Origin of the sequence: Streptomyces sp. NPDC026092, from assembly GCF_040638605.1 — a bacterium.
Classification (GTDB): Bacteria; Actinomycetota; Actinomycetes; order Streptomycetales; family Streptomycetaceae; genus Streptomyces.
On sequence record NZ_JBEZYN010000003.1, the window covers coordinates 471,620 to 496,148 of the forward strand.

Sequence of the window (24,529 nt, forward strand, 5' to 3'; positions counted from 1 at the left end):
AGAAGCTTCAGAAGACGACTGAGAGCCGCGCCGCCATGTACGAGTTGTCCCGGGTCCGCCTCTACTCCATCGGTCCCGCCGGTGCGCGTTACGCCGACACCGTCCTGGACCTGCGCGGAGTCGGCGCGCCCGTGCCCCACCCCGCGCCCACCCAGGCGGAGTTCTTCGAGGAGGAGCCGGTCGGCCCGCCGCGCCGCCCCGCCCCCGCGGGCGTGCTCTTCCTGGAGAACGGTGGCGGCAAGTCCGTCCTCCTCAAGCTGATCTTCTCGGTCATGCTCCCCGGCCACCGCAACACCCTCGGCGGCGCCAGTTCCGGCGTGCTCCGCAAGTTCCTGCTCGCCGACGACTGCGGCCATGTCGCCCTGGAGTGGCAGCACACCCTCACCGGCGAGCTCGTCGTCGTCGGCAAGGCCAGCGAGTGGCGCGGACGCCAGGTCTCCAACGACCCCCGGAAGTTCGCCGAGGCCTGGTACTCCTTCCGCCCCGGACCCGGCCTCAGCCTGGACAACCTGCCCGTCGCGGAGGCCACGTCCGTACGCCCGCCCGTCGAGGGCGCCTCCGGCGCGCAGGGCCGCCGCCGCACCATGAAGGGCTTCCGGGACGCGATCACGGAGGCGGGCAAGGCGTACCCGCACCTGGAGGTCTACTGGGAGGAGATCCACGACCGCTGGAACGAACACCTCGGCGACCTGGGCCTCGACCCCGAACTCTTCCGCTACCAGCGGGAGATGAACGCCGACGAGGGCGAGGCCGCCGGCCTCTTCGCGGTCAAGAAGGACTCCGACTTCACCGACCTGCTCCTGCGGGCCGTCACCGACACCCGGGACACCGACGGCCTCGCCGACCTGGTCAGCGGCTTCGGCAACAAGCTCGGCCGGCGCGCCGAACTCACCGCCGAACGCGACTTCACCGCCGGCTCCGTCGACCTCCTCGGCCGCATCGTCGAGGCCGCCGAGACCCGGGCACGCGCGCGTGACGTCCACGCGGGGGCCGAGCGCCGCACCCGTACGCTCGCCCGCCGGCTCTCCGCCCGCGCCACCGAGGAACGCGCGCGTACGGCCGAACTCGCCCAGCAGGTCACCTCCGCCGCGCACGCCGTCTCCGAGGCCGAGACCGCCCGCGGCCGCAGCTCCCTCATCGCGGCCGAACTCGCCTTCCGGCACGCCTCCCTGGCCCTGACCGTCGCCGAGAAGGGCGCCGCCTCCCAGCGGCGCGAGCTCATCGAGGCCCGCACGCTGCACTCCGCCTGGCAGGCCGCCGAGGCCGTGCTCCGCCACCGGGCCGCGAGCGACCGCTCCGCGCGCGTGGCCGCCGCGATCCGCGAGGCCGAACGGGACGCCGCCCCCGCGCTCGCAGCCCGCGCCAAGGCCGCCGCCGACCTCGTACGGGCCCTGCACGCGGCCGCCGAGGACGGTGAGCGGCACGCCGCCGAGGAGGAGGAGCGCTCCGCCGCCCTCCAGGAGGCCGGCGAGACCGCCCACCGCGACGCGACCGTCGCCGCGACGGAGGCCCAGCGCGCCCGCAGCGAGGCCGGGCACCTGCGCCAGCGCCTGGCCGAGGTCGAGCAGGAGACGGCCGAGGCGGTACGCGCGGGCTGGCTCGACGACTCGGCCCCGGACGCCGACCCGGCCCGCGCGGCCCTCGCCGCGAGCGACGCCGAGAAGACCGCGGTCGCCGCCTGGGACGCGGCCCGCGACGCCGCCCGTGAGGCGGCCGACCGTGCCCGCGAGGCCGCCTCCGCCGAGTCCCGCGCCGAACTCGCCGCCGCCCGCGCCACGGACGCCGCCGAGGCCGCCGAGAACGCCTACGGCGCGGAGCGCCGCGCGGCCGAGTCCCTCGCCGACGACGCCCGCCTCGCCGAACTCCTCAGCCTGCCCCCGCAGGCCGCTTCCCCGCTGCCCGGTCAGCGCGCGGGGGAGGACGGCCCCGGAGCTGCCGCCCCGGACGCCCCCGAGGGAATCACCGGTCCCGAAGGGACCCCCGGCCCGCTCACCGTCACCGAGTTCGACCGCTACGCCGACGAACTGCGGAGCCTGCTCGACCAGTCCATCGCCTCCGCCGAGCGCCAGCTCTTCGACCTGCGCACCGCCGCCGCCGACGACTCCCGCATCCTCGGCGCCCTCGGCGACGGCGGGCTTCTGCCGCCCGGCCCGGACGTGCTCCACACCGTCGAGTACCTCGGCGAGCAGGGCATCCCGGCCCTCCCCGGCTGGCGCTACCTCGCCCAGGCCGTCGACCCCGCCGACCACGCCGCCGTCCTTGCCGCCCGCCCCGAGCTGGTCGACGGTGTCGTGATCACCGACCCCGTCTCGTACGCCCGCGCCCGCGAGGTGCTGAGCACGGCCGCCCTGCTGCCGCGCTCCACGGTCGCCGTCGGCACCGCCGCCGCGCTCCTGGCACCCGTGCCGAGCCCGGAATCCGGCGAGGACCAGGGCGTCTTCCTCGTCCCGCCGAACCCGGCCATGCACGACGAGCACGCGGCCGACGAGGAGCGGCACGCCCTGCGCGCCCGCGCCGCCGCGCGCGACGAGGAGATCCGTACGCTCGCCGCCCGCCTCACCGGCGACCGCTCGCTCGCCGCCCGGATCGGCTCCTGGCGCGCCGACTGCCCGCCCGGCATGCTCGCCGAGCTGGCCGCCGTCGCCACCACCGCCCGCGAGACCGCCGAGGCGGCCGCGGTCACGCTCACCGAGGCCCGTACGGTACGGGCGGAGGCCGACGAGGTCGCCGCCGACGCCGCCCGCGTACGCGACGAACGGCAGGAGGCCGCGCAGCGCGCCCGCCGCGCCGCCGACGCCCTCGCGGGCCTGGCGTTCCGGCTGCGCGAGCGCTCGGCCTGGCAGGCCAAGCTCCGCGAACTGGCCGACGACGCGACCGAGTCCGAGGCCCGCGCCCAGACCTGCCTGGAGCGCGCCAGGGCCGCCGACGAGGACCGCCGCGCCGCCCAGCGCGCCGCCGACGACGCCCACCGCACCGCCCGGGCCCTGCGCGCCGAGCGCGCCGAGATCGCCGGCGCCCCCGACCAGCTCCCCGAGGAGGACGCGGACGCCCCGCGCACCGCGCTCCCCACCCTGCGGGAGGCCTACCGCGCCGCGTCCCAGCTGTACGAGAAGGTCGGCGTCGGCGCCGACCTCCGCGCCGAACAGGCGCGCGCCGAGAGCGACGAGTCCGCCGCCCTCGCCGAACTGGACCGTCTCACCAACAAGGTCCGCGTCCGCGCCGAACAGCTCCTGGAGTCCACCGACGGCGCCGACGGCCCCTCCCGGCAGGCCGCCGCCGCCCGCGCCGAGTCCCTCGTGCAGATGCTGGAGAGCCGGGCGACCGAGGCGAGCGAGAAGCTCGGCCGGCTCCGCGGCGAGTCCGAGCGGCTGGCCCCCGAGGACGGCGAGGCGCACACCGAACTCCCCGAGGAGCTGGTCCCCGCCGACGCCGAGCACGCCCAGGCCCTGCTCCGTACCGCGACCACCGAACTCGCGGCCCGCAGCGACGCCCTGGAGGCGGCCCGCACCGCGCACACCGGTCTCCTGCGCGCCCACCGCGCCGCCGAGGACGCCGCCGGCGGCTTCGACGAGACGGCGGCCCTCCTGCGTGACCTGATGCGCGACCACACCGAGGACGAGGAGGACGGCCCGGAGCCGTACCCCGGCACGCTGGAGGAGGCACGGCAGACCGCCGCCGAGGCCCGCCGCTCGCTGCGCGGCTGCTCGGCCGACCTCTCCGGCGCCGACGCGGCCGTCCGCGAGGCGAGCGACATCCTCGTCCGGCACGCCAACTCGACCCGCTACGAGCAGGTACGTACTCCTGCACGGCAGCAGATCCGCGAACTGCCCGCCGCCGCGCTCCCCGAGCACGCCGCGAAGTGGGCCGAGGCTTTCGCGCCCCGGCTCCGCGTCCTCACCGACGAGCTGGAGCAGCTGGAGCGCAACCGCGACTCCATCGTCGACCGGCTGCGCGGGCTCGTGGAGTCCGCGCTGACCACGCTCCGTTCCGCGCAGCGTCTGTCGCGGCTGCCGGAGGGGCTCGGCGAGTGGTCGGGCCAGGAGTTCCTGCGCATCCGCTTCGAGGAGCCGGACCAGGCCACGCTCACCGAGCGGCTCGGCGAGGTCATCGACGAGGCGACCCGGGCCGCCGTAAAGAAGAACTCCGACCTGCGCCGCGACGGCATGTCCCTGCTCCTGCGGGGTGTTCAGGCGGCTCTGGAGCCGCGTGGCATCGCGGTCGAGATCCTGAAGCCGGACGCCGTGCTGAGGGCCGAGCGCGTGCCGGTCGGACAGATGGGCGACGTCTTCTCGGGCGGCCAGCTCCTCACCGCCGCCATCGCCCTCTACTGCACGATGGCCGCGCTGCGCTCCAACGACCGGGGCCGAGACAAGCACCGCCACGCGGGCACGTTGTTCCTCGACAACCCGATCGGCCGCGCCAACGCCACGTACCTGCTGGAACTCCAGCGGGCCGTCTCGGACGCTCTCGGCGTCCAGCTGCTGTACACGACCGGTCTGTTCGACACGACCGCGCTCGCCGAGTTCCCGCTGGTCATCCGGTTGCGCAACGACGCGGACCTGCGGGCGGGACTGAAGTACATCAGCGTCGAGGAGCACCTGCGGCCGGGCCTTCCGCAGCCGACCGTCGAGGACGGCGCCGTCCACGGCGAGATCACCGCGACCCGGATGTTCCGTCGTTCGCCGGAGGAGCAGCCGGAGCCCGCGCAGAGGTGACGCGGCCCGATAGCGCGTCCAACGGCGAACGGCCCGGCCCCGCAAGGGGACCGGGCCGTTCTCGTCCGTTCTTCAGGCCGTCAGGCCCTCATGCCGTCCGTTCCTCAGGCCGTCGATAGGCCGTCGATCCTTCCGGCCCTCAGGCCGCCTCGGACAGCGCCGGTGTCTCCGCGCGCCGTAGGACCGGGGCCCCGTGTCCGCCCGGGTCGCCTTCCGAGACGGTCCGAGCGGCCTTCTGCTCCCGGCGCCGCTCGCGGCGCGACGGGCGCGCCGTGCTGCTCGGTTCGGACACCACGCCGTTCCGCTGCCGCCAGACCTGGCGCGTCACCCAGACATCGAGCACGCTCCAGGTCGCCACGACCGTGCTGCCCACGGTGGACAGCAGCATCGGAAACGCCAGCCACGAACTCGTGACCGCGCAGAAGAAGGCCACCACGGCCTGTACCAGTGTGATCGACGTGATCATCACGGCTCGTACGGCGGCGGTACGCACCGGGTCCGGCATACGGCGCCGGGCCTTCTCGTCCTCCACCCACAACTGCCGCGCGGACCGCGCCTCGTGCTCCATCGCTTCGTCACTCCCCACCGCAGACGTCCTCAGGGGTGGCTGCCCGTCTTGAGCGGCTTTACTCGGACGCACCCCTCCCCACGGACAAAGACGCTCAGCGGGGGGAAAAGGTTTCCCCACCCCCATACCGGAACGAAAAATTCCAGCCATCCGTTCGACGGCCTACCGCAAGGTTCAGCCACGTGTCCTGCGCCACATTGCGGAATCTCAACTCCCCGGATAGCGGGACATCTCCAGATCAACACTCACTCAAGAGGCTGAAAATCGCCTGGATGCGCCTTCGAGTTGGCTGTGATGCAGTAGTAGGCTCGCGCCGCCAATTGTTGAAGCTGATGGTTGACGCCCTGGGTTGACGCTGTGTGTTGACGCCGCGCGTCGCACAGGAGGACCTCCGCGCCGGGCGGGGGCCTGCCGAACTGGGGGAGGCCATGCGCTTTCGCGGGAAGTCCATCCGCCGGAAGATCGTGGCGTTGCTGCTCGTACCGCTCGTCTCCCTCACCGCGCTCTGGGGCTTCGCAACCGTGCTCACCGGCCGCGAGGCCGACCAACTCCTCGACGTCGGCTACATCGTCGAGAAGGTCGGCTACCCGATCGAGGACACGGCGCGCGTCATCCAGAAGGAGCGCCGCGAGTCGCTCGTCTACCTTGCCGACCCGCGCGCCTCCGACGCACTCACCACCCTGCGCAAGCAGCGCGAGGCCACCGACCGTCAGATCGCCCTGGTCCGGCGCAACGCCGCCGACTCCGGCGTACGCGACGAGATGCGGCCCGTCGCCTCGCAGCGCCTCGACTCGCTGCTCACGGCCCTCGACGGCCTGGACGCCCTGCGCCGCTCCGTCGAGAACCGCAGCATCGGCCGAATTCAGGCGCTCGACTTCTACAACCGCCTGGTCGACCCCTGCTACAGCTTCCTCACCACCCTCCACGCCCTGGAGAACGTGGAGATGGACAAGCAGGGCCGGGCCCTCGTCGGTGTCACGCGCGGCCGCGAGATGCTCTCCCGCGAGGACGCCCTGGTCCTCTCCGCGCTCAAGTCCGAGCGCGTCACGGCCGAGGAGATCCGCGCGATCAGCGATCTCGTCGCCCAGCGCAAGCTGCTGTACGAGGTCAACCTGGAGATCCTCCCCACCGTCGAACGCGAGCGGTTCGAGCGCTACTGGGGCAGCCCCGAGACCGAGCCGCTGCGCAGCGCCGAGGAGGACCTGATCGCCGCGGGTCCCACCAAGAACCCGCGCGCCGTCACCGCCGCGCGCTGGGAGGAACGGGCCACCCCGGTCCTCGACGACCTCGCGCGGGAGAACACCGCCGCGGGCGACCGCTACCAGGACCGCGTCCAGCCCGCCGCCTACAGCGTGCTCCTCAAGGCCGGCATCGCCGGCGTCCTCGGCTTCCTCGCCCTGCTCCTCTCCGTCGTCGTCTCCGTCCGGGTCGGCCGCGACCTCGTCCGCGACCTGCGCCGGCTCCGCAAGGAGGCCCAGGAGGTCTCCGGCGTACGGCTGCCGAGCGTGATGCGCCGCCTCGCCGCCGGCGAACTCGTCGACGTCGAGACCGAGGTGCCGCACCTGCGGTACGAGGACGACGAGGTCGGCCAGGTCGGCCAGGCCCTCAACACCCTCCAGCGCGCCGCCGTCGAGGCCGCCGTCAAGCAGGCCGAACTCCGGCGCGGTGTCTCCGAGGTCTTCGTCAACCTCGCCCGCCGCAACCAGGTCCTGCTGCACCGCCAGCTGACCCTCCTCGACACCATGGAACGGCGCACCGAGGACACCGAGGAACTCGCAGACCTCTTCCGCCTCGACCACATGACCACCCGCATGCGCCGCCACGCCGAGGGCCTGGTGATCCTCTCCGGCGCCGCGCCCTCCCGTCAGTGGCGCAAGCCCGTCCAGCTCATGGACGTGGTCCGCGCGGCCGTCGCCGAGGTCGAGGACTACGAGCGGATCGAGGTACGGCGCCTGCCCCGGCTCGGCGTCGGCGGCCCCGCCGTCGCCGACCTCACCCACCTCATCGCCGAACTCCTGGAGAACGCCACGGTGTTCTCGCCCCCGCACACCGCCGTGCAGGTCCTCGGCGAGCGGGTCGCGAACGGCTTCACCCTCGAGATCCACGACCGCGGCCTCGGCATGAACCCCGACCTGCTGCTCGACGCCAACCTGCGCCTCGCGGAGACCCCCGAGTTCGAGCTCTCCGACACCGACCGCCTCGGCCTCTTCGTGGTCAGCCGACTCGCCCAGCGCCAGAACGTCCGGGTCTCGCTGCAGCCCTCGCCGTACGGAGGGACCACCGCGGTCGTCTTCATCCCGGCCGCCCTGCTCACCGACGCCCCCGAGACGGAGGGCGCCGGCTTCCGCCTGGACCGGATGTCCACGGAGCGCAGGCCCGCGCTCACCAAGGTCCCGGGCGGTGCCGCACCGGTCACCGGACCCACCCGGTCCGGCGCCCACTCGCTGCTCGACGGCGGCTCCGACGGCGGGCTCGACACGCCGTTCCGCGTGCCGCTCGACGGCCCCGTCGAGCTCGAAGCGCCCCTGGGCACGGCCGGGTTCGACGAGCTCCTCAAGCCCTCCGCGGCCGACGTGGAGGACACCGACAGCGAGCGCGGCGGCCTCTTCCGGCCCCGGGGCCACCGTCGCGGCCTCGCCCCGGCCCCCGCGCCGGACGGCGAGCAGCACCAGCAGACCCCGGACCAGTCGCCCGACAGGTCCCAGGACCGCGGCCCGGTACCGCTGCCCCGGCGCCGTCCGCCCACGCTCGTCGTGGACCGCGGCCGCCGCGTGGACGAGCCCGGCCGCGCCCACCCGATCCCCGCGCAGGACCCCGAGGCCCCGGGAACGGGCGGCACCGGCAGCGGCAAGGGCAGGGGCAGGGGAAGCGGAGGCACCCCGCCCACCCCGCCCACCCTGGTCCCCGTACCGCCCGACGGCCCGGCGCCGTTCGGCGGGCTGCCCCGCCGGGTCCGGCAGGCGAGCCTCGCGCCCCAGCTGCGCGAGACGGACGACCGTACCGACTCCACGGCCGCCACGGGCTCCACCGCCCCGGCCGGCACGGACTTCGAGCGCGACGCCGAGGAAGTGCGCGACCGCATGGCTTCGATGCAACGGGGCTGGCAGCGCGGACGACGGCAGAACGCCGAGACGACAGCACCAGGAACGACACCCGAGGGGGACGGTCGATGACCGCACCGAACGCCGCAGCAACCCACACCTCCGGAAACGGCAACGGCGAGCTGAACTGGCTCCTCGACGAGCTGGTCCAGCGGGTCGGGTCCATCCGCAAGGCACTGGTGCTCTCCAGCGACGGACTCGCCACCGGCGCCTCCGCCGACCTGACCCGGGAGGACGGCGAGCACCTGGCCGCCGTCGCCTCCGGCTTCCACAGCCTCGCCAAGGGCGTCGGACGCCACTTCGAGGCCGGCAAGGTCCGCCAGACGGTGGTGGAACTGGAGGACGCGTTCCTCTTCGTCACGGCGGCGGGCGACGGCAGCTGCCTCGCCGTGCTCGCCGAGGCCGACTCGGACGTCGGCCAGGTCGCGTACGAGATGACGTTGATGGTCAAGCGGGTCGGCATCCACCTGGGGACGGCGCCTCGCTCCGGGCTGACCGCCGGAGGGTGAGTGGGGGGACACCATGACTGACGGCACGACGGAGGGCACGGTCGGGCGCACGGCCGAGGGCGAGCGCGCCCCGGACTCGTGGGACCAGAGCGCCCAGCCGGCCCACCACTGGTTCGACGACGACGCCGGGCCGGTGGTCCGTCCGTACGCGATGACCCGCGGCCGGACCAGCACCGCCACCCGCCACCGTCTCGACCTGATCGCCCTGGTGGTGCCCGAGCTCGCCGCCGACGACCCCGGCCGGGACCAGACCCTGTCCCCGGAACACGTGGAGATCGTCGAACGCTGCTCGGACACCCCCCAGTCGATCGCCGAACTCGCCGCCGGACTCGACCTCCCCGTCGGGGTCGTCCGGGTCCTCGTCGGCGATCTCGTCGAGGACGAACTCGTCCATGTGACCCGCCCCGTTCCGCCGGCCGAGCTGCCGGACGTGAGCATTCTCCGCGAGGTGATCAATGGCCTTCGGGCGCTCTAGCCGCACCAAGCCGCTCGTCGAACCGGTGACCTTGAAGATCCTGGTCGCGGGCGGCTTCGGGGTGGGCAAGACGACGCTGGTCGGCGCCGTCAGCGAGATCAGACCCCTGCGCACCGAGGAGATCCTCAGCGAGGCCGGCCGGCCCGTCGACGATCTGCACGGCGTGGAGAACAAGTCGACGACCACGGTCGCCATGGACTTCGGCCGGATCACGCTCCGCGAGGACCTGGTGCTCTATCTGTTCGGCACGCCCGGGCAGGACCGGTTCTGGTTCCTCTGGGACGAGCTCGCACAGGGCGCGCTCGGCGCGGTCGTCCTCGCGGACACCCGGCGCCTGGAGGACAGCTTCGCGGCGATCGACTACTTCGAACGGCGCGGCATCCCTTTCACGGTCGCCGTCAACTGCTTCGAGGGCGCCCGGCGGTTCCCCACGGAGACCGTCCGGGGCGCGCTCGACCTCGACCCGGAGGTCGAGCTGCTGATGTGCGACGCGCGCGACCGCGAGTCGGTCAAGAACGTCCTCGTCGCGGTCGTCGAGCACGCCCTCGTCCTGGCCGACCAGGGCGCGCCCGTGGCCCCCTGATCGGCGGGACACCCGCTGAGTTCACCGCACCACGACGACCGCCGAACCGTGCCCGAACAGCCCCTGGTTGGCGGTGATGCCGGCACGGGCTCCCGGCACCTGCCGGTCTCCGGCCGTGCCTCGCAACTGCCAGGTCAGCTCGCAGAGCTGCGCGATGGCCTGGGCGGGCACGGCCTCGCCGAACGACCCCAGACCACCGCTGGTGTTGACCGGGACACGGCCGCCGAGGGCCGTGACCCCGTCCCGTACCAGCTTCGCGCCCTCACCGGTCCCGCAGAGGCCGATGTCCTCGTACCACTCCAGTTCCAGCGCGGTGGACAGGTCGTACACCTCCGCGAGCGACAGGTCCTCGGGCCCGAGCCCCGCCTCCTCGTACGCCGCGCGGGCGATCGACGCGCGGAAGGTGTGCGGCGCGGGGGAGACGGCGACGGCCGAGTCGGTCGCGATGTCCGGCAGGTCGAGGACGGCCTTCGGGTACGTCGGCGTGACGGTGGAGACGGCCCGGATACGGACCGGGTCCGGGTGCCCGTGGCGGCGGGCGAACTCGATGCTGGAGAGCACGAGCGCCGCGCCCCCGTCCGAGGTGGCGCAGATGTCGAGCAGCCGCAGCGGATCGGCGACGACGGCCGAGGCGGCGACCTCCTCGGCGCTGACCGTCTTGCGGTAGCGGGCCAGCGGGTTGAGCGCCCCGGCCGCCGCGTTCTTCACCTTCACCTGGGCGAAGTCGTCCACCGTGTCGCCGTACAGCGCCATCCGGCGGCGGGCGTAGAGCGCGAAGTACGCCGGGTTGGTCGCCCCGAGCACGCGGAACCGGAGCCAGTCGGGGTCGTCGGGCCGGTCCCCGCCCGCCGGGGCGAAGAACCCCTTGGGCGCCGAGTCCGCGCCGACGACGAGGACCACGTCCGCAAGGCCGGCCAGGATCTGGGCCCGCGCCGTGCCGACGGCCTGCGCGCCCGAGGCACAGGCCGCGTACACGCTGGTGACGCGCGCCCCCTGCCAGCCGAGCGCCTGGGCGAACGTCGCGCCCGCCACGTAGCCCGGGTACCCGCACCGCACGGTGTCCGCGCCGACCACCGAGCCGACGTCCCGCCAGCCGATGCCGGCGTCCGCGAGGGCCGCCCGCGCCGCCGCCGTTCCGTACTCGACGAAGCTCCGGCCCCACTTGCCCCACGGGTGCATCCCGGCACCGAGGACGGCGATGTCGTTCATGACCGCTCCCCCTCTGCCTCGCGCTCCACGCGCGCGTGGACGGGCCGCCAGTTCCACGTGGTCCAGATGTACTCGTCGTCCTCGTTGAGGACGCCCGGCACCACCTCGACCTCCATGCCGACGGCGAGGTCCGCGGTCCGCACCCCCGGCGCCGCCTGCCCGAGCACCACCATCGCCTCCGCTTCCAGTTCCACGGCGACGAGGGTGTACGGCTCCCAGGGAGCGTCCGGGTCGGAGACGTAGGGCGCGGGCGGTCGGTAGCGGCCGTCGGTGTAGGACCACACCCGGCCCCGTCGCGAGAGCGGCGTCTCGACGAGCGTTCCGCCGCCCGCGCAGCCGGGGTTGCGGCACCAGCCGTCCTCGCGCGGGAAGAAGACCGAGGCGCAGGCCGTGCAGCGGGTCCCGAGGAGCCGGAACTCGGCCTCCCCGCCCGGCCCGGCCCCGCCGCTGTCGTCCGTGAACCATCCGGCCACCACCGGCCTGCGCGTCCGTGTCACGACGGCCTCCCCGACCCCGAGATCACCTGTACCTGACGAAGCGTCAGGAAGTTTGTCATGGATGCCGCGCGCTGAGAACCGTACGGGCCTTTATCGCGTCCCTACGTACGGAACGGGCGGCCGGGGCCCACGGGGGTGGTCCCGGCCGCTCGTTCCTTCCTTCGTCCCTTCGTCGCCCCTCCGTCAGTGCCCGGCCACGGACCGCCGGGCCACCGGGAAGTCGAAGAAGGTGCTCGGGAACGGCTCCGGCTTGAAGGTGAAGTGCCACCACTCCTCGGGCAGGTTCACGAAGCCCTGCCCGGCGAGCGTCTCCTTCAGGAGCTGCCGATTCGCCCGCTGGGCCCCCTGGATCCGCGGATCGTCGGTGTGCGAGAGCGTGTCGAAGCAGTCGAAGCCCGTACCCATGTCCACGGAGTTGTCCGGAAACCGCTCGACCCGAGGCTTGGAACACTCCACCAGCGGCTCACCGGGCACGTACGGGCGCGTGGGCAGAGCCGGCAGCCGCACGATCGTCACATCGACCGTCGAGCCCCGGCTGTGCCCCGACCTCTCCGCGATGTAACCGTCCGCGAACAACCTCGACTTGTCGACGAGTGGATAGAACTCCTTCTTCATCCGCTCGTCCTCCAGGTCCTTCGCCCAGCGCACGAAGTGGTCGACGGCCCGCTGAGGCCGGTAGCAGTCGTAGACCTTCAACGTGTAGCCCCGCGCGCGCAGCTTCACCTGGGCCCGGTGCAGCGCCTCGGCGGCCGGACGGGTCAGGATGCAGAGCGGCTGCCGGTAGCCGTCGACCCGCTCACCCACGAAGTTGTGCACCGTGGTGTAGCGCATCTCCTGAAGGATCGTCCGGTCCACGGAGCTCAGCGCCACGAACTCCTTCGGCGCCTCCGGCTCCGGCCCGGCCTGCGCGGACGGCGCGGCGGCTGTGCCGGCAAGCAGCCCCGCGGCCGCGAGAACACCGAGCGTACGTAAGGCAGATGCGAATCTCGTCATGCGCACCGTCTATCAGGTTCGCGGGGTACGGGAAAGAGTGATCGCGTACGGTCCAGACGTGAAGGACACCTACTGCTCCAGCTGCGGCGCCCGCTACGCCGAACCGACCGACTGGCCCCGCACCTGCGCCGCCTGCGGCGCGGTCGCCTACCGCAACCCGCTGCCCGTCGCCATCGCCCTGCTCCCCGTCACGGACGCGCGGGGGACCGGACTTGTCGTCATCACACGCACCATCGAACCGGCGCTGGGCGGCATCGCCCTCCCCGGCGGCTTCATCGACCAATCCGAGGACTGGCGGGACGCCGTCGTCCGCGAACTGCGCGAGGAGACCTGGATCGAGGCGTCCGCGGAGGACGTACGCCTCGCCGACGCGCTCAGCTCCCCGGGCGGCCACCTGCTTCTCTTCGGCCTGCTCCCCACCCGCGCGGCGGACGAACTGCCGCCCTCCGCCCCGACGGACGAGACCAGCGGCCACCACATCCTCCGCGCCCCGACGGAACTGGCCTTCCCCCTGCACACGGAGGCGGCCCGCCGCTGGTTCGCCGGCAAGTACACCTGAGGCCCAAGGGGATCGGAGATCGGATCCAGAGATTGGATCATGGATATCGGATCATGGATCCAATATCCGATGTCCAATATCCAATCTCCGATCCTCGATCCCCCACTTCCCGCCGGGCCGCCCTACCCCTCCACCCCCCGCACCCGCACCGGCAGCTCCACCTCGGCCGCACCGTCGTCCGTCACCCGCTCCACCACCACCCGCCCGTCCACCAGGCGCGACGCGTACCGCTCGATCTCGCCGGGCTCCCACCCGTCACCGGTGTCCCGTACGACGAGTCCGCCACCGGTCCGCCCGGCGGCCGGGGCCCACACCTCCAGGGCGAGCTCCCCGTCCTCGCCCCGGACCGGAATCACCGACCCCGCCCGCGCGAGCACCGGGATACGGGACCAGGGCGCGTCCAGCAGGACCTGGCCCGGCCCGTCGTACGCCTGCCCCGTCGCCGTGTCGTACCAGCGGCCGCGGGGCAGCCGCACCGCCCGCCGGTCGGTGCCCCGGGCGAGCACAGGGGCCACGAGCAGCGCGTCGCCCACGAGGAACGCGTCGTCGCAGTCCCGCAGGGCCCGGTCCTCCGGAGCCCCCCACCACACGGGCCGGATGTACGGGGCCCCGGTCAGCCGCGCGAGCTGGGAGAGGGTCACGAAGTACGGCCGCATGCGCTCCCGTTCGGCGAGCGCCACGCGCGCGTGCTCCAGGACCTCGGGGCCGAACTCCCACGGCTCGCGGCGCCCGGCCTCGATCGCCGCGTGCGTACGGAACAGCGGCATCCACGCCCCGAGCTGGTACCAGCGCAGGAACAGCTCCGGCGAGGGGCTTCCGTCGAAGCCGCCCACGTCAGGACCCGAGTACGGCACCCCGCACAGCCCGAGCCCCAGGACCAGCGACAGGGACGCCCGGAGCCCCGGCCACCCGGTCGCCACATCGCCAGACCAGGTCCCCCCGTACCGCTGCATGCCCGCCCACCCCGAGCGGGAGAAGAGGAACGGCCGTTCGTCCGGCCGCAGCCGGCGCAGCCCCTCGTAGCCGGCCCGCGCCATCGTCAGCCCGTAGACGTTGTGGCCCTCGCGGTGGTCCCCGCCGCGCCCATCGAGGGCGTGCCGGGCCGAGCGCGGCAGCGTCTGGTCGCCGAACGGGGAGAAGGAGACCGGCTCGTTCATGTCGTGCCAGACCCCGGAGAAGCCCTGCGCGAGTCGCTCCTCGTACAGACCGCCCCACCACTCCCGTACCGCCGCGTCCGTGAAGTCCGGATAGGCACACTCGCCGGGCCACACGACCCCGTGGACCTCGTTGCCCCGCCCGTCGCGGACGAAGGCCCCGGCCGCCGTCCCGGAGTCGTAGACGGCGTTCCCCGGCTCCGCCTTCACCGCGGGGTCGACGATCGACACCAGCCGTACGCCCTGCTCCCGCAGCTCGTCCGCGAGCCCCGGCAGATCGGGGAACCGCTCGCGGTCCACCGTGAACACCTGATGCGCGTCGTAGTGGTCGATGTCCAGGTGGAGCACGGACAACGGCAGCCCCCGCTCGCGGTAGCCCGCCACCACGCGCCGTACCTCCCGCTCGCTGCCGAACCCCCACCGCGCGTGCTGCGGCCCCAGGGCCCAGGACGGCGGCAGCGCCGGCGCACCCGTGAGCGCCGCCCAGCCGTGGAGCACGCGCGCGGGGGTCCCGACGACCACCCAGCAGCGCAGCGGCCCCCCGCTCATCCGGACCTCGCTGGTCCCCGGCCGGTCGTGCCCCGAACCGGCCCCCTCCTCACCTTCGGTGAGGGTGACCTGCCCGTCCCAGGTGCTGTCGTGGAACGCCAGATGGGTGCCCGCGTCGGCGACGACGAACTGCACCGGCATCGTGATGTACAGCGGATCGTCGCCGGGGGAGAAGCGTCCCTTCGGGTCGGTGTTCCAGAGGCGGTACGTGCCGTCCCGCAGCCGCGGCCCCGAGGCCCGCCCGCCGAGCCCGAAGAACCGCGCGTCCGCGGGCACCTCGCTGCGCTGCACCCACCGCGCGGGGCCGCCCGCCACCGGCTCCCACCAGCGCGGCGGCAGATCCCGGCGCAGGACCACCCCACCGGGTGTACGGAGCTCCACCGCCCCGTGCCGGGAGACCGCGACCGTCACCCGTTCGGAGACGACCCGCCAGCCGCCGTCGGTGTCCGGTTCGAGCCGGGCCCGCGGATCCGGCTCCGGAGCCTGACCGGCCAGCGCGTACGACGGCAGCTGCTCGGCCCCGTCCCAGCCCCAGAACACCGTGCCCCCCGCCGAGACGCTGATCCGCAGCTCCGAGCGGGCGAAACTGACGATCCCGCCGCCCGGCAGCGGCTCCGCCTCGCCCACCGGACCCGGCACCCGCGCCCGCTCCTCACCCCTCGGCGGCAACCCCCACGCGTCCGTCCTGCGCTGCCGCCACGCCGAACGCACCGCCCGCAATCCCCGCACCGAACCGAACACCCTCACCGAACGCACCAGCTCACGACCGTCCATGCTGCTCAGCCTGCCACTGGGCCTGGGCCTGGCGGGGTTCGTTCAACTGCCGTTCACCCGTGGTGAGAGCACATATTCAGCAGCCCGACCATGGGCGGGGAACCCTGGTGCGAACGCCGCTCCCATGGCATCGTCCCTGTCAGCCGCGTCACGCGCACACCCCAGCACGTGCGCGGGACACACGCAGACCCCGCGTACGCCCAGGGAGCCACCCCACATGACATCAGCGCACACCGAACCGCTCTGGCAGCCGGACGAGGCGCACATCGCCGCCGCCGCGGTCACCCGCTTCCAGGCCTGGGCCGCCGAACACCACGGAGCCCCGGCCACGGGCGGCTACCCGGCCCTGCACCGCTGGTCGGTCGAGGACCTGGAGTCCTTCTGGCGGGCCGTCGCCGAGTGGTTCGACGTCCGCTTCTCCACCCCGTACGAGCGGGTCCTCGGCGACCGTTCGATGCCCGGCGCCGAGTGGTTCCCGGGAGCCGCCCTCAACTACGCCGAGCACGCCCTGCGCGCCGCCACCGAGCGCCCCCACGACACGGCCCTGCTCCATGTGGACGAAACACATGAGCCGCGTCCGATCACCTGGGCTGAGCTGCGCCGCCAGGTCGGCTCCCTCTCCGCCGAACTCCGAGCCCTCGGCGTGCGCCCCGGCGACCGCGTCAGCGGCTACCTGCCCAACATCCCCGAGGCGGTCGTGGCCCTGCTCGCCGCCGCCGCCGTCGGCGCCGTATGGACCTCCTGCGCGCCCGACTTCGGCGCCCGCAGCGTCCTCGACCGCTTCCAGCAGGTCGAGCCGGTCGTCCTGTTCACCGTGGACGGCTACCGCTACGGCGGCAAGGAGCACGACCGCCGCGAGACGGTCGCCGAACTCCGCGCCGAACTCCCCACCCTCCGTGCCGTGGTCCACATCCCGGTCCTGGGCACCGAGCCCCCCGAGGGAGCGCTCGCCTGGTCGGCGCTCACGGCGGCCGACACGGAACCGACCTTCGAGCAGGTCCCGTTCGACCACCCCCTCTGGGTCCTGTACTCCTCCGGTACGACGGGCCTGCCCAAGGCCATCGTGCAGTCCCAGGGCGGCATCCTGATCGAGCACCTGAAGCAGCTCGGCCTGCACTGCGACCTGGGCCCCGAGGACGTGTTCTTCTGGTACACGTCCACGGGCTGGATGATGTGGAACTTCCTGGTCTCGGGCCTCCTCACGGGCACCACGGTCGTCCTCTACGACGGCAGCCCCGGCTACCCCGACACGGGCGCCCAGTGGCGCGTGGCCGAACGGACCGGGGCCACCCTGTACGGCACCTCCGCCGCATACGTCATGGCCTGCGCGAAGGCGGACGTCCACCCCGGCAGGGACTTCGACCTCTCCGCGATCAAGTGCGTCGCGACCACGGGCTCCCCGCTCCCGCCGGACGGCTTCCGCTGGCTGCACGACGAGGTACGGGCAGACCTCTGGATCGCCTCGGTCAGCGGCGGCACGGACGTCTGCTCCTGCTTCGCAGGAGCAGTACCCACGCTCCCCGTCCACATCGGCGAACTGCAGGCGGCCGGCCTCGGTACGGACCTCCAGTCCTGGGACCCGTCCGGCAAGCCGCTGATCGGCGAGGTCGGCGAGCTGGTCGTCACCAACCCGATGCCGTCCATGCCGATCCGCTTCTGGAACGATCCGGACGGCAGCCGCTACCGCGACAGCTACTTCGAGATGTTCCCGGGCGTCTGGCGCCACGGCGACTGGATCACGATCACCGACCACGGCTCGGTCGTCATCCACGGCCGCTCCGACTCCACCCTGAACCGCCAGGGCGTCCGCATGGGCAGCGCGGACATCTACGAGGCCGTCGAACGCCTCCCGGAGATCCGCGAATCCCTCGTGATCGGCCTCGAAGAGCCGGACGGCGGCTACTGGATGCCGCTCTTCGTCCACCTCGCGGACGGCGCGACCCTGGACGAGGCGCTGATCGCCCGCATCAAGCAGACGATCCGCACCGAACTCTCCCCGCGCCACGTCCCCGACGAGATCATCGAGATCCCCGCCGTCCCCCACACCCTCACCGGCAAGCGCATCGAGGTCCCCATCAAACGCCTCCTCCAGGGCACCCCCCTGTCGAAGGCCGTCAACCCAGGCTCGGTGGACAACCTGGACCTCCTCCACTTCTACGAATCCCTGGCCCAAACCCGGAACAAGTAACTCCCAGCGCGCCCCTCCCAGCCCCGCACCGCGAGGGCTGGGAGGCGACCCCGAACTCCGGCCCGCGCGCTGTGGACGGGCCGCCCCACACCCAGAGCTCGGGTCCCCGCCGCGCCCCGCGCCCGTGTGCGGAGCCCACCCCCACCCGACCTCCGGCCCCCGGCCGCCAACCCACCCCGCGGCGCGGAGCTGCCGCGTCGCGGGGGTTCGGGGGCGCAGCCCCCGGTCTCGTCAGAGTTTCGGGAAGGGGTGGGATGGGGGAGACCCCCCTACCCCCCGTACGTCGCCTGCGCCTCACCCAACACATCGGCGAAGTCCGACGCCAACCGCCCCGCCTCCGCCACACCCAGCGTCGCCGTAGTGATCCGCACGGCCGTAGGCGACGCGATCCGGAACCGCGCCCCCGCCGCCACCCACCACCCCCTCGTCCGCAGCCCGTTCACCACCGCCGACTCGTCCCGTACAGGCACCCACACATTGAGCCCGCTCGCGGAGCCGCCCCCGCTCACCCCCACGCCGTACGAACCGAGCGCGCCGACAAGGGCCGCCCGCCGCTCCGCGTACGCCGCCTCGCCCGCCGCCGCAAGACGGGCGACCGCCGGGTCGGAGAACAGCCCGACGACCGTCTCCTGAAGGACGTGGCTGACCCAGCCGGACGTCATCAGCATCCGCCCGTCGTGCCGCGCGAGCGTCACCGGATCCCCGGTGACCCCGGCCCACCGCAGGTCGACGCCCAACCGCTTCGAGACCGTCCGCACCTGCGCCCACCGCTCCAGCCCCACCGCGGCCAGCGTCGGCGCCACCGGACCCGCGAGCTCCACGTTGTAGTCGTCCTCGACGACCAGCACCTCCGGGAACTCCCGCAGCATCGCCGCCAGTTCGTCCCGCCGCCCGGCCGTGAACGACGCCCCCGTCGGGCTCTGGGCCCGCGGACTGCACACCATCGCCCGCACCCCCGTACGCAGCGCGGCCCCCAGCGCCTCCGGCGTCATTCCCTCGCCGTCCACCGCCACCGGCACCATCCGCAGGCCCAAGGCCGGCACCAGGTCCAGGAGATGGTGGAACCCGGGATCCTCCACCGCCACCGCGTCCCCCGGCCGCAGCTCCACGGAGAGCAGCCGCGCGACGCAGTCGAGCGCCCCGTGCGCGAACGTCACCCGCTCCGCCGGCACGCCGTCCCGAGCGAACCACGCGCGCGTGAGCTCCTCCAGGGAGGCGAGCCGGGGCACGGCACGGTGCGAGCCGTACACCGGCCGGACCTCGGCCGGCGGCCGCAGGACGGGCAGAAAGGCCGGATCGGGAAGCCCGCTGGCCAGGTCCACAAGCCCCGGCGGCACGCGCGGCGGCCGCCGCGACGCGACCGAAGGCGCCTCCGCGACCACCGTGCCGCCCCGCCCACGCGTCACCACCAGACCGCGCCGCCGCAGCTCCTTGTACGCCGTCGCGACCGTACCGGGGCTGATCCCCAACTCGTCCGCGAGCCGCCGCACCGGAGGCAGCGCGTCCCCCGGCGCGAGCTCGCCCTCGGTCACACCGCGCTCGACGGACGCGGCAATCCCCTTGGCCGTCGTCCCCTGGATCGAATATTGTGTTGCCACGTTCCAAACTATGTATCAATACAATACTCAGGTCAAGGGGGAACCGAGTGAGCCGCCCGACTCCGTGGCCCAGCACCGTCCTCAACCGCATACCCGGCGGTCGCGACGGCCGCCGCATGCTCGTCGTCAGCATCATCGACAAGACCGGCACCGGCCTCTGGGCCGGCTGCACCGTCCTCTACTTCACCTACGTCTCCGGCCTCGGCCTCGGCCAGGTCGGCCTCCTCATGACCGTCTCCGGCGGAGTCGGCATCGCCGGCGCGCCACTCGCCGGCCGCCTCGCCGACCGCTTCCCCCTCGTCAAGATCATCGTCGGCGCCCAACTCCTGCGCGGCGCCGCCCTTTTGCTCCTCCTCACCACCGACCACCTGCTCCTCCTCACGCTTTACTCCGCCCTCGGCGCCCTCCCCGACCGAGCCGGCAGCGTCCTCATCAAGCTCTACGCCGCCCGCCTCGCCGGCCCCGACCGCGTCCGCTACCAGGCCATCCAGCGCACCACCGTCAACATCGGCTGGTCCATCGGCGGCCTCGGCGCCGCCGCCGCGCTCGCCACCGGCAGCACCCGCGCGTACGCACTGCTCCTCATCGGCAACGTCGTCACCTACCTCGTCATCGCCGCACTCACCCTCCGCTGCGCCGAACCCCCGGCCCCCGCCCGCATCGCCGCCACATCCGCCGGAGCGGACGACCGTACGCCCACCCCACCGACCTCCCCGTGGCGCGACCGCACCTTCCTCGGCTACACCGCCACCGACGCCGTCCTCTTCCTCGACGACACGATCCTCCAGGTCGCCGTCCCCCTCTGGATCGTCCACGCCACCACCGCACCCGTCGGACTCGCCCCGCTCCTGCTCGTCCTCAACACCGTCCTCGTCGTCCTCTTCCAGGTCCCGCTCGCCCGCTTCGGAGCCACCACGAGAGCCGCCCGCCGACTCCTCGTCCCCCTCACCGCCCTCTTCCTCGTCGGCACCCTCGCCCTCGCCGCCTCGGCCGCAGGCGGCACCGCCGTCGCCGTCACGGCCCTGGTCGTCGCGGTCGTAGCCCTCACCTTCGCCGAGATCATCCACGCGACGGCCTCCTGGGAACTCTCCGTCGCCCTGGCTCCCGCCCACGCGCAGGGCTCCTACCTCGGAGTCCACGGACTCGCCCAGTCCACCCAGCGATTCGCCGGCCCCCTCCTCGTCACCGGCGTCATGTCCGCCGGCCCGCTCGCCTGGCCCCTGCTCGGCCTCGGCCTGGTCGCAGCGGGCGCCGCACAGCACCGGCTGATCCGCGACCGCCTCACCAAACCATCACTGTCAGTGCCGAAGGTTACGGTGAGTGAGCACTGATCGACAGCGCCCAGGGGGAGACATGACACGACCCGGCACCACCACATCGATGCGCCGCGCCCTGCGCCGCGAAGTCCCCAGTACCGTCGGCCTCCTCGCCGACGAGGACGACTTCACGGCCATGCGCCGGTACGCCACCTTCGCCTTCGACGACCACCCCGCCTACCTCCAGCAGATCGAAGGCCTCCTCAAGTCCCTCGCCACCCAAGGCGGCCACACCACCGTCGCCCTCTTCGACCCCGAGGAGTACGAGGAGTTCTGCGAGAAGACCGGCCTCGACCCCGACCGCCCCGCCAGCCGCAGCCGCTACACCGCCGAACTGGCCGCCACCGGAGCCCTCGTCGCCTACACCGGACAACCCATGACCACCCTCGTCCCCACCCTCATCGACACCGCCGTCCGCCACGCCACCTGGGAGTACGCCACGACACTCCTCTCCGGTGTCGGCGACTGCGCCACCTGCGGACAGGACATCGGCCGCGAGGCCTTCGCCCACGCCTCACGCCAGCTCACCCGACTCCTCGAAGCAGCCGGCCCCGGCACCCACCACCTCGTCTGCAGCGTCCCCGCCGACGACGAACACCTCCTCGCCGTCCTCCAGGCGACCCGCGACGACAACGGCCCCGCCTACCTCGACCGCGACGAAGCAGCCGAGTTCGCCACCGTCCTCGCCGTCGGCATCGCCCTCGACACCCCCGGGGGAGTCGTCCTGCGCACCACCACCCCAGGAACCCGCGACCGCCTCCACGGCTGGCGCCTCACCGCCGGAAACCTGCACCCCCTCACCGAAGCCGAAGTCTTCAGCGCCTACTGCACCGACGCCCGCACCGGAGAACCCATCGCCCCCGAACCGGGCGTCGACCACCGGGCCGGCTTCCCCCTCGCCCCCGACGAGGACGACTGGCCCACCCACCACTGACGGGCGCCACACACGCCGAAGGGGCTCTCCGTCACACCAGTGACGGAGAGCCCCTCCAAGACACCCACTAACGCACGGGGATCACTCCCCGGACAGCACCGCCTGCGCGGCGACCCGCGCCTCCTCGGCCGTGTCGGCGGCCCGAGCCGCGGCAGCGGCCCGCTCGCACTGCGCCAGCGTGTACTTCGCCAGCGTCGCCCGCACATAAGGAATGGACGCGGCACCCATCGACAGAGAGGTGACACCCAGACCCGTCAGCACACAGGCCAGCAGCGGATCCGCTGCGGCCTCACCACAGACACCACAGCTCTTGCCCTCGGCCTTGGCCGCCTCGGCGGACAGCGCCACCAGGTCGAGCAGCGCCGGCTGCCACGGATCCTGCAGCCGCGACACCGCACCGACCTGACGGTCGGCGGCGAAGGTGTACTGCGCCAGGTCGTTGGTGCCCAGAGACAGGAACTCCACCTCCTGCAGGATCGAACGAGCCCGCAGCGCGGCGGAGGGGATCTCCACCATCGCACCGAACTTGGCCTGCAGCCCCGCCTCACGGCACGCGTCGGCGAACGCCTTCGCGTCCGTACGGTCCGCCACCATCGGAGCCATGACTTCCAGGTACACCGGCAGACCCTCGACGGCCTTCGCCAGCGCGGTCAGCTGCGTCCGCAGCACCTCCGGGTGATCGAGCAGCGAACGCAGCCCGCGTACACCCAGAGCCGGGTTCGGCTCGTCCGCCGGCGTAAGGAAGTCGAGCGGCTTGTCCGCACCGGCGTCAAGCACACGCACGACCACACGACCCTCGGGGAAGGCCTCGAGCACCTTGCGGTACGCCTCGACCTGCTTCTCCTCGGTCGGCGCCTTCTTACTGTCGTCCAGGAAGAGGAACTCCGTACGGAACAGACCGACACCCTCGGCACCGGCCTCCACCGCGGCCGGCACGTCCGCCGGACCACCGACGTTGGCGAGCAGCGGCACCTTGTGCCCGTCCGAGGTCGCACCCGGACCACTGGACGCGGCGAGCGCCGCCTTGCGCTCGGCGGCGGCCGCCGTGAGCACCGCCTTCTTCTCGTCGCTCGGTTCCACGAAGATCTCACCGGTGGAACCGTCCACCGCGATGACCGTGCCCTCGCCGATCTCACCCGCGCCCGGCAGCGCCACCACGGCAGGCACACCCAGCGCCCGCGCGAGGATCGCGCTGTGGCTGGTCGGCCCGCCCTCCTCGGTCACGAAGCCGAGGACCAGCGTCGGGTCGAGCAGCGCCGTGTCGGCGGGAGCCAGGTCCCGCGCGATCAGTACGTACGGCTCGTCACTGTCCGGCACGCCCGGCATCGGCACTCCGAGCAGCCGCGCGACGATACGGTTCCGCACGTCGTCGAGGTCGGCCACCCGCCCGGCCATGTACTCACCCGCGCCCGCGAGCAGCTCGCGGTAGTGGGAGAACGCGTCGTAGATACCGCGCTCGGCCGTGCTGCCGACCGCGATCCGGCGGTCGACGTCCGCGATGAGCTCGGGGTCCTGGGCGATCATCGCCTGGGCCTCCAGCACATGCTGGGCCTCGCCACCGGCCAGATTGCCGCGCGCAATCAGGTCGGCAGCCACAGCCTCCACGGCCTGACGGGCGCGCCCCTGTTCGCGCTCCGCCTCCTCGGCCGGAATCTGCTTGGCCGGGGGCTCGAGAACCGCCGTACCCATGTGCCGGACCTCGCCGATCGCCACTCCGTGGCTGACGCCGACGCCTCGCAGCGTTGTCTCCATCTCACCGTCTCCGATAGAGCGGCGGCATCCGGCCGCCGCGATGAATGTCGAACCGTGGTCGTCCCGAGGACGACGCAGTCGTCAGCGCCAGCCGAAGAGCGCGTCGCCGGACTTCACGTCGCCGCTCTCGACGACATCGGAGAGGGAGTCGGCCGTGGCCTCCAGGGCCACGACGGGACAGATGGGGGACTTGCCGGCGGCCTCGACGGCGGCCGGGTCCCAGCGGACGACGGCCTGTCCGCGCTGCACGGTGTCGCCCTTGTTGACGAGCAGCTCGAAGCCCTCGCCATTGAGCTGAACGGTGTCGATACCGAGGTGCGTCAGCACACCGTGACCCTCGCCGTCGACGACGACGAACGCGTGCGGGTGCAGAGAGACGATGACGCCGTCGACCGGAGACACGGCCTCCGACGGCTCACGTACGGGGTCGATGGCGGTGCCGGGACCGACCATCGCGCCGGAGAAGACCGGGTCGGGTACAGCGGCGAGACCGATGGCGTTTCCGGCAAGCGGCGACGTCACGGATGTCATGGGAAGCCTCCCAGGGGCGGAGATTGTGTGGCGCCGTCACTGCCTGTCCTGGACGGCGTACTGTTCAGAAGCCTAAGTCATAGGAAGTCCCGGTTCCGCACGAGACGTACCAGTTGGCGGACCTAGGGACTACCCGGAAACGATTTGCCTCAGCTGACGGTGGGATGTACTGTCGTACTCCTGCCTGACCCCAACGCGGCTTTGAGTCGTGGGTCGGCAGCACCTATCGAGCCAGATCCTAACCCCAGTGGTCTACACCTCTGCATGCCTGCGGAGGGGTGGTCAGGGGGACTGAAAAAGCCTGGTAGTGTTTGACCCCGCCGCAAGGGAAAGCGCGAAAAGCTAATTCCGAAAACGGCAGCCCGCTCCAGCGGGTGGCAGAAACGAGAAATCGGGTCTGCTAAGCTGGAAACACGAAAGACCGAAGGGAAAGCCCGGAGGAAAGCCCGAGAGGGTGAGTACAAAGGAAGCGTCCGTTCCTTGAGAACTCAACAGCGTGCCAAAAATCAACGCCAGATTAGTTG

General features: G+C 72.8%; 18 protein-coding genes. 9 read left to right on the forward strand and 9 right to left on the reverse strand.

Going from position 1 to position 24,529, the window contains the following annotated elements; all coding sequences use genetic code 11:
* The first annotated feature begins 35 nt into the window (after positions 1–35).
* Entirely contained in the window at positions 36–4,715 is a 4,680-nt protein-coding gene (locus AB0F56_RS07160; RefSeq protein WP_362005028.1) for a hypothetical protein, read from the forward strand.
* A 139-nt stretch (positions 4,716–4,854) separates the two neighbouring features.
* Here AB0F56_RS07160 and AB0F56_RS07165 read toward each other — a convergent pair whose 3' ends face one another.
* Positions 4,855–5,283: a hypothetical protein gene (locus AB0F56_RS07165; protein WP_362005119.1), complete on the reverse strand. Its 429-nt coding sequence runs from the start codon at positions 5,281–5,283 to the stop codon at positions 4,855–4,857.
* A gap of 428 nt (positions 5,284–5,711) precedes the next feature.
* Here AB0F56_RS07165 and AB0F56_RS07170 point away from each other — a divergent pair, with 428 nt between their 5' ends.
* Genes AB0F56_RS07170 through AB0F56_RS07185 form a run of 4 tightly spaced genes read left to right on the forward strand, consistent with a single transcriptional unit; the run spans position 5,712 to position 9,951 of the window.
* Positions 5,712–8,456, forward strand: a complete 2,745-nt coding sequence (locus AB0F56_RS07170; protein ID WP_362005031.1) for a nitrate- and nitrite sensing domain-containing protein — start codon at positions 5,712–5,714, stop codon at positions 8,454–8,456.
* Positions 8,453–8,893: a roadblock/LC7 domain-containing protein gene (locus AB0F56_RS07175; RefSeq protein ID WP_362005033.1), complete on the forward strand. Its 441-nt coding sequence runs from the start codon at positions 8,453–8,455 to the stop codon at positions 8,891–8,893. The genes AB0F56_RS07170 and AB0F56_RS07175 overlap by 4 nt, the downstream gene beginning before the upstream one ends.
* A 13-nt stretch (positions 8,894–8,906) precedes the next feature.
* A complete protein-coding gene (locus tag AB0F56_RS07180; protein ID WP_362005036.1) occupies positions 8,907–9,368 on the forward strand; it encodes a DUF742 domain-containing protein in 462 nt (153 codons plus the stop codon).
* Positions 9,349–9,951, forward strand: a complete 603-nt coding sequence (locus AB0F56_RS07185; protein WP_362005038.1) for an ATP/GTP-binding protein — start codon at positions 9,349–9,351, stop codon at positions 9,949–9,951. The genes AB0F56_RS07180 and AB0F56_RS07185 overlap by 20 nt, the downstream gene beginning before the upstream one ends.
* A 21-nt stretch (positions 9,952–9,972) precedes the next feature.
* Here AB0F56_RS07185 and AB0F56_RS07190 read toward each other — a convergent pair whose 3' ends face one another.
* The 3 genes from AB0F56_RS07190 to AB0F56_RS07200 form a co-directional block, all read right to left on the reverse strand.
* Complete coding sequence (locus AB0F56_RS07190) at positions 9,973–11,160, reverse strand: lipid-transfer protein (RefSeq protein WP_362005041.1); 1,188 nt, start codon at positions 11,158–11,160, stop codon at positions 9,973–9,975.
* Complete coding sequence (locus AB0F56_RS07195; RefSeq protein WP_362005042.1) at positions 11,157–11,657, reverse strand: zinc ribbon domain-containing protein; 501 nt, start codon at positions 11,655–11,657, stop codon at positions 11,157–11,159. The genes AB0F56_RS07190 and AB0F56_RS07195 overlap by 4 nt, the downstream gene beginning before the upstream one ends.
* 183 nt (positions 11,658–11,840) lie before the next feature.
* Positions 11,841–12,650 (reverse strand): M15 family metallopeptidase, encoded by an 810-nt coding sequence (locus AB0F56_RS07200; RefSeq protein ID WP_362005045.1) that lies wholly within the window; start codon positions 12,648–12,650, stop codon positions 11,841–11,843.
* Here AB0F56_RS07200 and AB0F56_RS07205 point away from each other — a divergent pair.
* Positions 12,649–13,209: an NUDIX domain-containing protein gene (locus tag AB0F56_RS07205; RefSeq protein WP_362005048.1), complete on the forward strand. Its 561-nt coding sequence runs from the start codon at positions 12,649–12,651 to the stop codon at positions 13,207–13,209. The two genes, AB0F56_RS07200 and AB0F56_RS07205, sit on opposite strands and share 2 nt — an antisense overlap.
* Before the next feature lie 122 nt (positions 13,210–13,331).
* Here AB0F56_RS07205 and AB0F56_RS07210 read toward each other — a convergent pair whose 3' ends face one another.
* On the reverse strand, positions 13,332–15,686 hold the full coding sequence (locus tag AB0F56_RS07210) for a glycoside hydrolase family 31 protein (protein WP_362005050.1): 2,355 nt from the start codon (positions 15,684–15,686) through the stop codon (positions 13,332–13,334).
* Positions 15,687–15,903: 217 nt separating this feature from the next.
* Between AB0F56_RS07210 and AB0F56_RS07215 the strand changes: the two genes are divergently transcribed.
* Positions 15,904–17,874, forward strand: coding sequence for an acetoacetate--CoA ligase (locus AB0F56_RS07215; protein ID WP_362005053.1), 1,971 nt, complete (start codon positions 15,904–15,906; stop codon positions 17,872–17,874).
* A gap of 269 nt (positions 17,875–18,143) precedes the next feature.
* On the opposite strand, the gene AB0F56_RS07220 is transcribed toward AB0F56_RS07215, so the two are convergent.
* A complete protein-coding gene (locus AB0F56_RS07220; protein WP_362005056.1) occupies positions 18,144–19,472 on the reverse strand; it encodes an aminotransferase class I/II-fold pyridoxal phosphate-dependent enzyme in 1,329 nt (442 codons plus the stop codon).
* A gap of 47 nt (positions 19,473–19,519) precedes the next feature.
* Here AB0F56_RS07220 and AB0F56_RS07225 point away from each other — a divergent pair, with 47 nt between their 5' ends.
* On the forward strand, positions 19,520–20,803 hold the full coding sequence (locus AB0F56_RS07225; RefSeq protein ID WP_362005058.1) for an MFS transporter: 1,284 nt from the start codon (positions 19,520–19,522) through the stop codon (positions 20,801–20,803).
* A gap of 22 nt (positions 20,804–20,825) precedes the next feature.
* On the forward strand, positions 20,826–21,722 hold the full coding sequence (locus AB0F56_RS07230; protein ID WP_362005060.1) for a hypothetical protein: 897 nt from the start codon (positions 20,826–20,828) through the stop codon (positions 21,720–21,722).
* An 81-nt stretch (positions 21,723–21,803) separates the two neighbouring features.
* Here the strand turns inward: AB0F56_RS07230 and ptsP are convergent, their stop codons facing one another.
* The 3 genes from ptsP to AB0F56_RS07245 all read right to left on the reverse strand — a co-directional run.
* On the reverse strand, positions 21,804–23,474 hold the full coding sequence (ptsP, locus tag AB0F56_RS07235; RefSeq protein ID WP_362005062.1) for a phosphoenolpyruvate--protein phosphotransferase: 1,671 nt from the start codon (positions 23,472–23,474) through the stop codon (positions 21,804–21,806).
* 81 nt (positions 23,475–23,555) lie between these two features.
* Positions 23,556–24,005: a PTS glucose transporter subunit IIA gene (locus tag AB0F56_RS07240; RefSeq protein WP_362005064.1), complete on the reverse strand. Its 450-nt coding sequence runs from the start codon at positions 24,003–24,005 to the stop codon at positions 23,556–23,558.
* Between the two features lie 342 nt (positions 24,006–24,347).
* Positions 24,348–24,529: hypothetical protein (locus AB0F56_RS07245; RefSeq protein ID WP_362005067.1), on the reverse strand; the 182-nt coding region annotated here is incomplete at its 5' end.

Excerpts from the sequence above, each read along its gene's own strand:
- AB0F56_RS07185 (WP_362005038.1), top strand. The coding sequence starts at position 9,349 with ATGGCCTTCGGGCGCTCTAGCCGCACCAAGCCGCTCGTCGAACCGGTG.
- AB0F56_RS07170 (WP_362005031.1), top strand. The coding sequence starts at position 5,712 with ATGCGCTTTCGCGGGAAGTCCATCCGCCGGAAGATCGTGGCGTTGCTG.
- ptsP (WP_362005062.1), bottom strand. The coding sequence starts at position 23,474 with ATGGAGACAACGCTGCGAGGCGTCGGCGTCAGCCACGGAGTGGCGATC.
- AB0F56_RS07200 (WP_362005045.1), bottom strand. The coding sequence starts at position 12,650 with ATGACGAGATTCGCATCTGCCTTACGTACGCTCGGTGTTCTCGCGGCC.
- AB0F56_RS07190 (WP_362005041.1), bottom strand. The coding sequence starts at position 11,160 with ATGAACGACATCGCCGTCCTCGGTGCCGGGATGCACCCGTGGGGCAAG.
- AB0F56_RS07205 (WP_362005048.1), top strand. The coding sequence starts at position 12,649 with ATGCGCACCGTCTATCAGGTTCGCGGGGTACGGGAAAGAGTGATCGCG.
- AB0F56_RS07180 (WP_362005036.1), top strand. The coding sequence starts at position 8,907 with ATGACTGACGGCACGACGGAGGGCACGGTCGGGCGCACGGCCGAGGGC.
- AB0F56_RS07230 (WP_362005060.1), top strand. The coding sequence starts at position 20,826 with ATGACACGACCCGGCACCACCACATCGATGCGCCGCGCCCTGCGCCGC.
- AB0F56_RS07210 (WP_362005050.1), bottom strand. The coding sequence starts at position 15,686 with ATGGACGGTCGTGAGCTGGTGCGTTCGGTGAGGGTGTTCGGTTCGGTG.
- AB0F56_RS07160 (WP_362005028.1), top strand. The coding sequence starts at position 36 with ATGTACGAGTTGTCCCGGGTCCGCCTCTACTCCATCGGTCCCGCCGGT.
- AB0F56_RS07175 (WP_362005033.1), top strand. The coding sequence starts at position 8,453 with ATGACCGCACCGAACGCCGCAGCAACCCACACCTCCGGAAACGGCAAC.
- AB0F56_RS07165 (WP_362005119.1), bottom strand. The coding sequence starts at position 5,283 with ATGGAGCACGAGGCGCGGTCCGCGCGGCAGTTGTGGGTGGAGGACGAG.
- AB0F56_RS07215 (WP_362005053.1), top strand. The coding sequence starts at position 15,904 with ATGACATCAGCGCACACCGAACCGCTCTGGCAGCCGGACGAGGCGCAC.
- AB0F56_RS07240 (WP_362005064.1), bottom strand. The coding sequence starts at position 24,005 with ATGACATCCGTGACGTCGCCGCTTGCCGGAAACGCCATCGGTCTCGCC.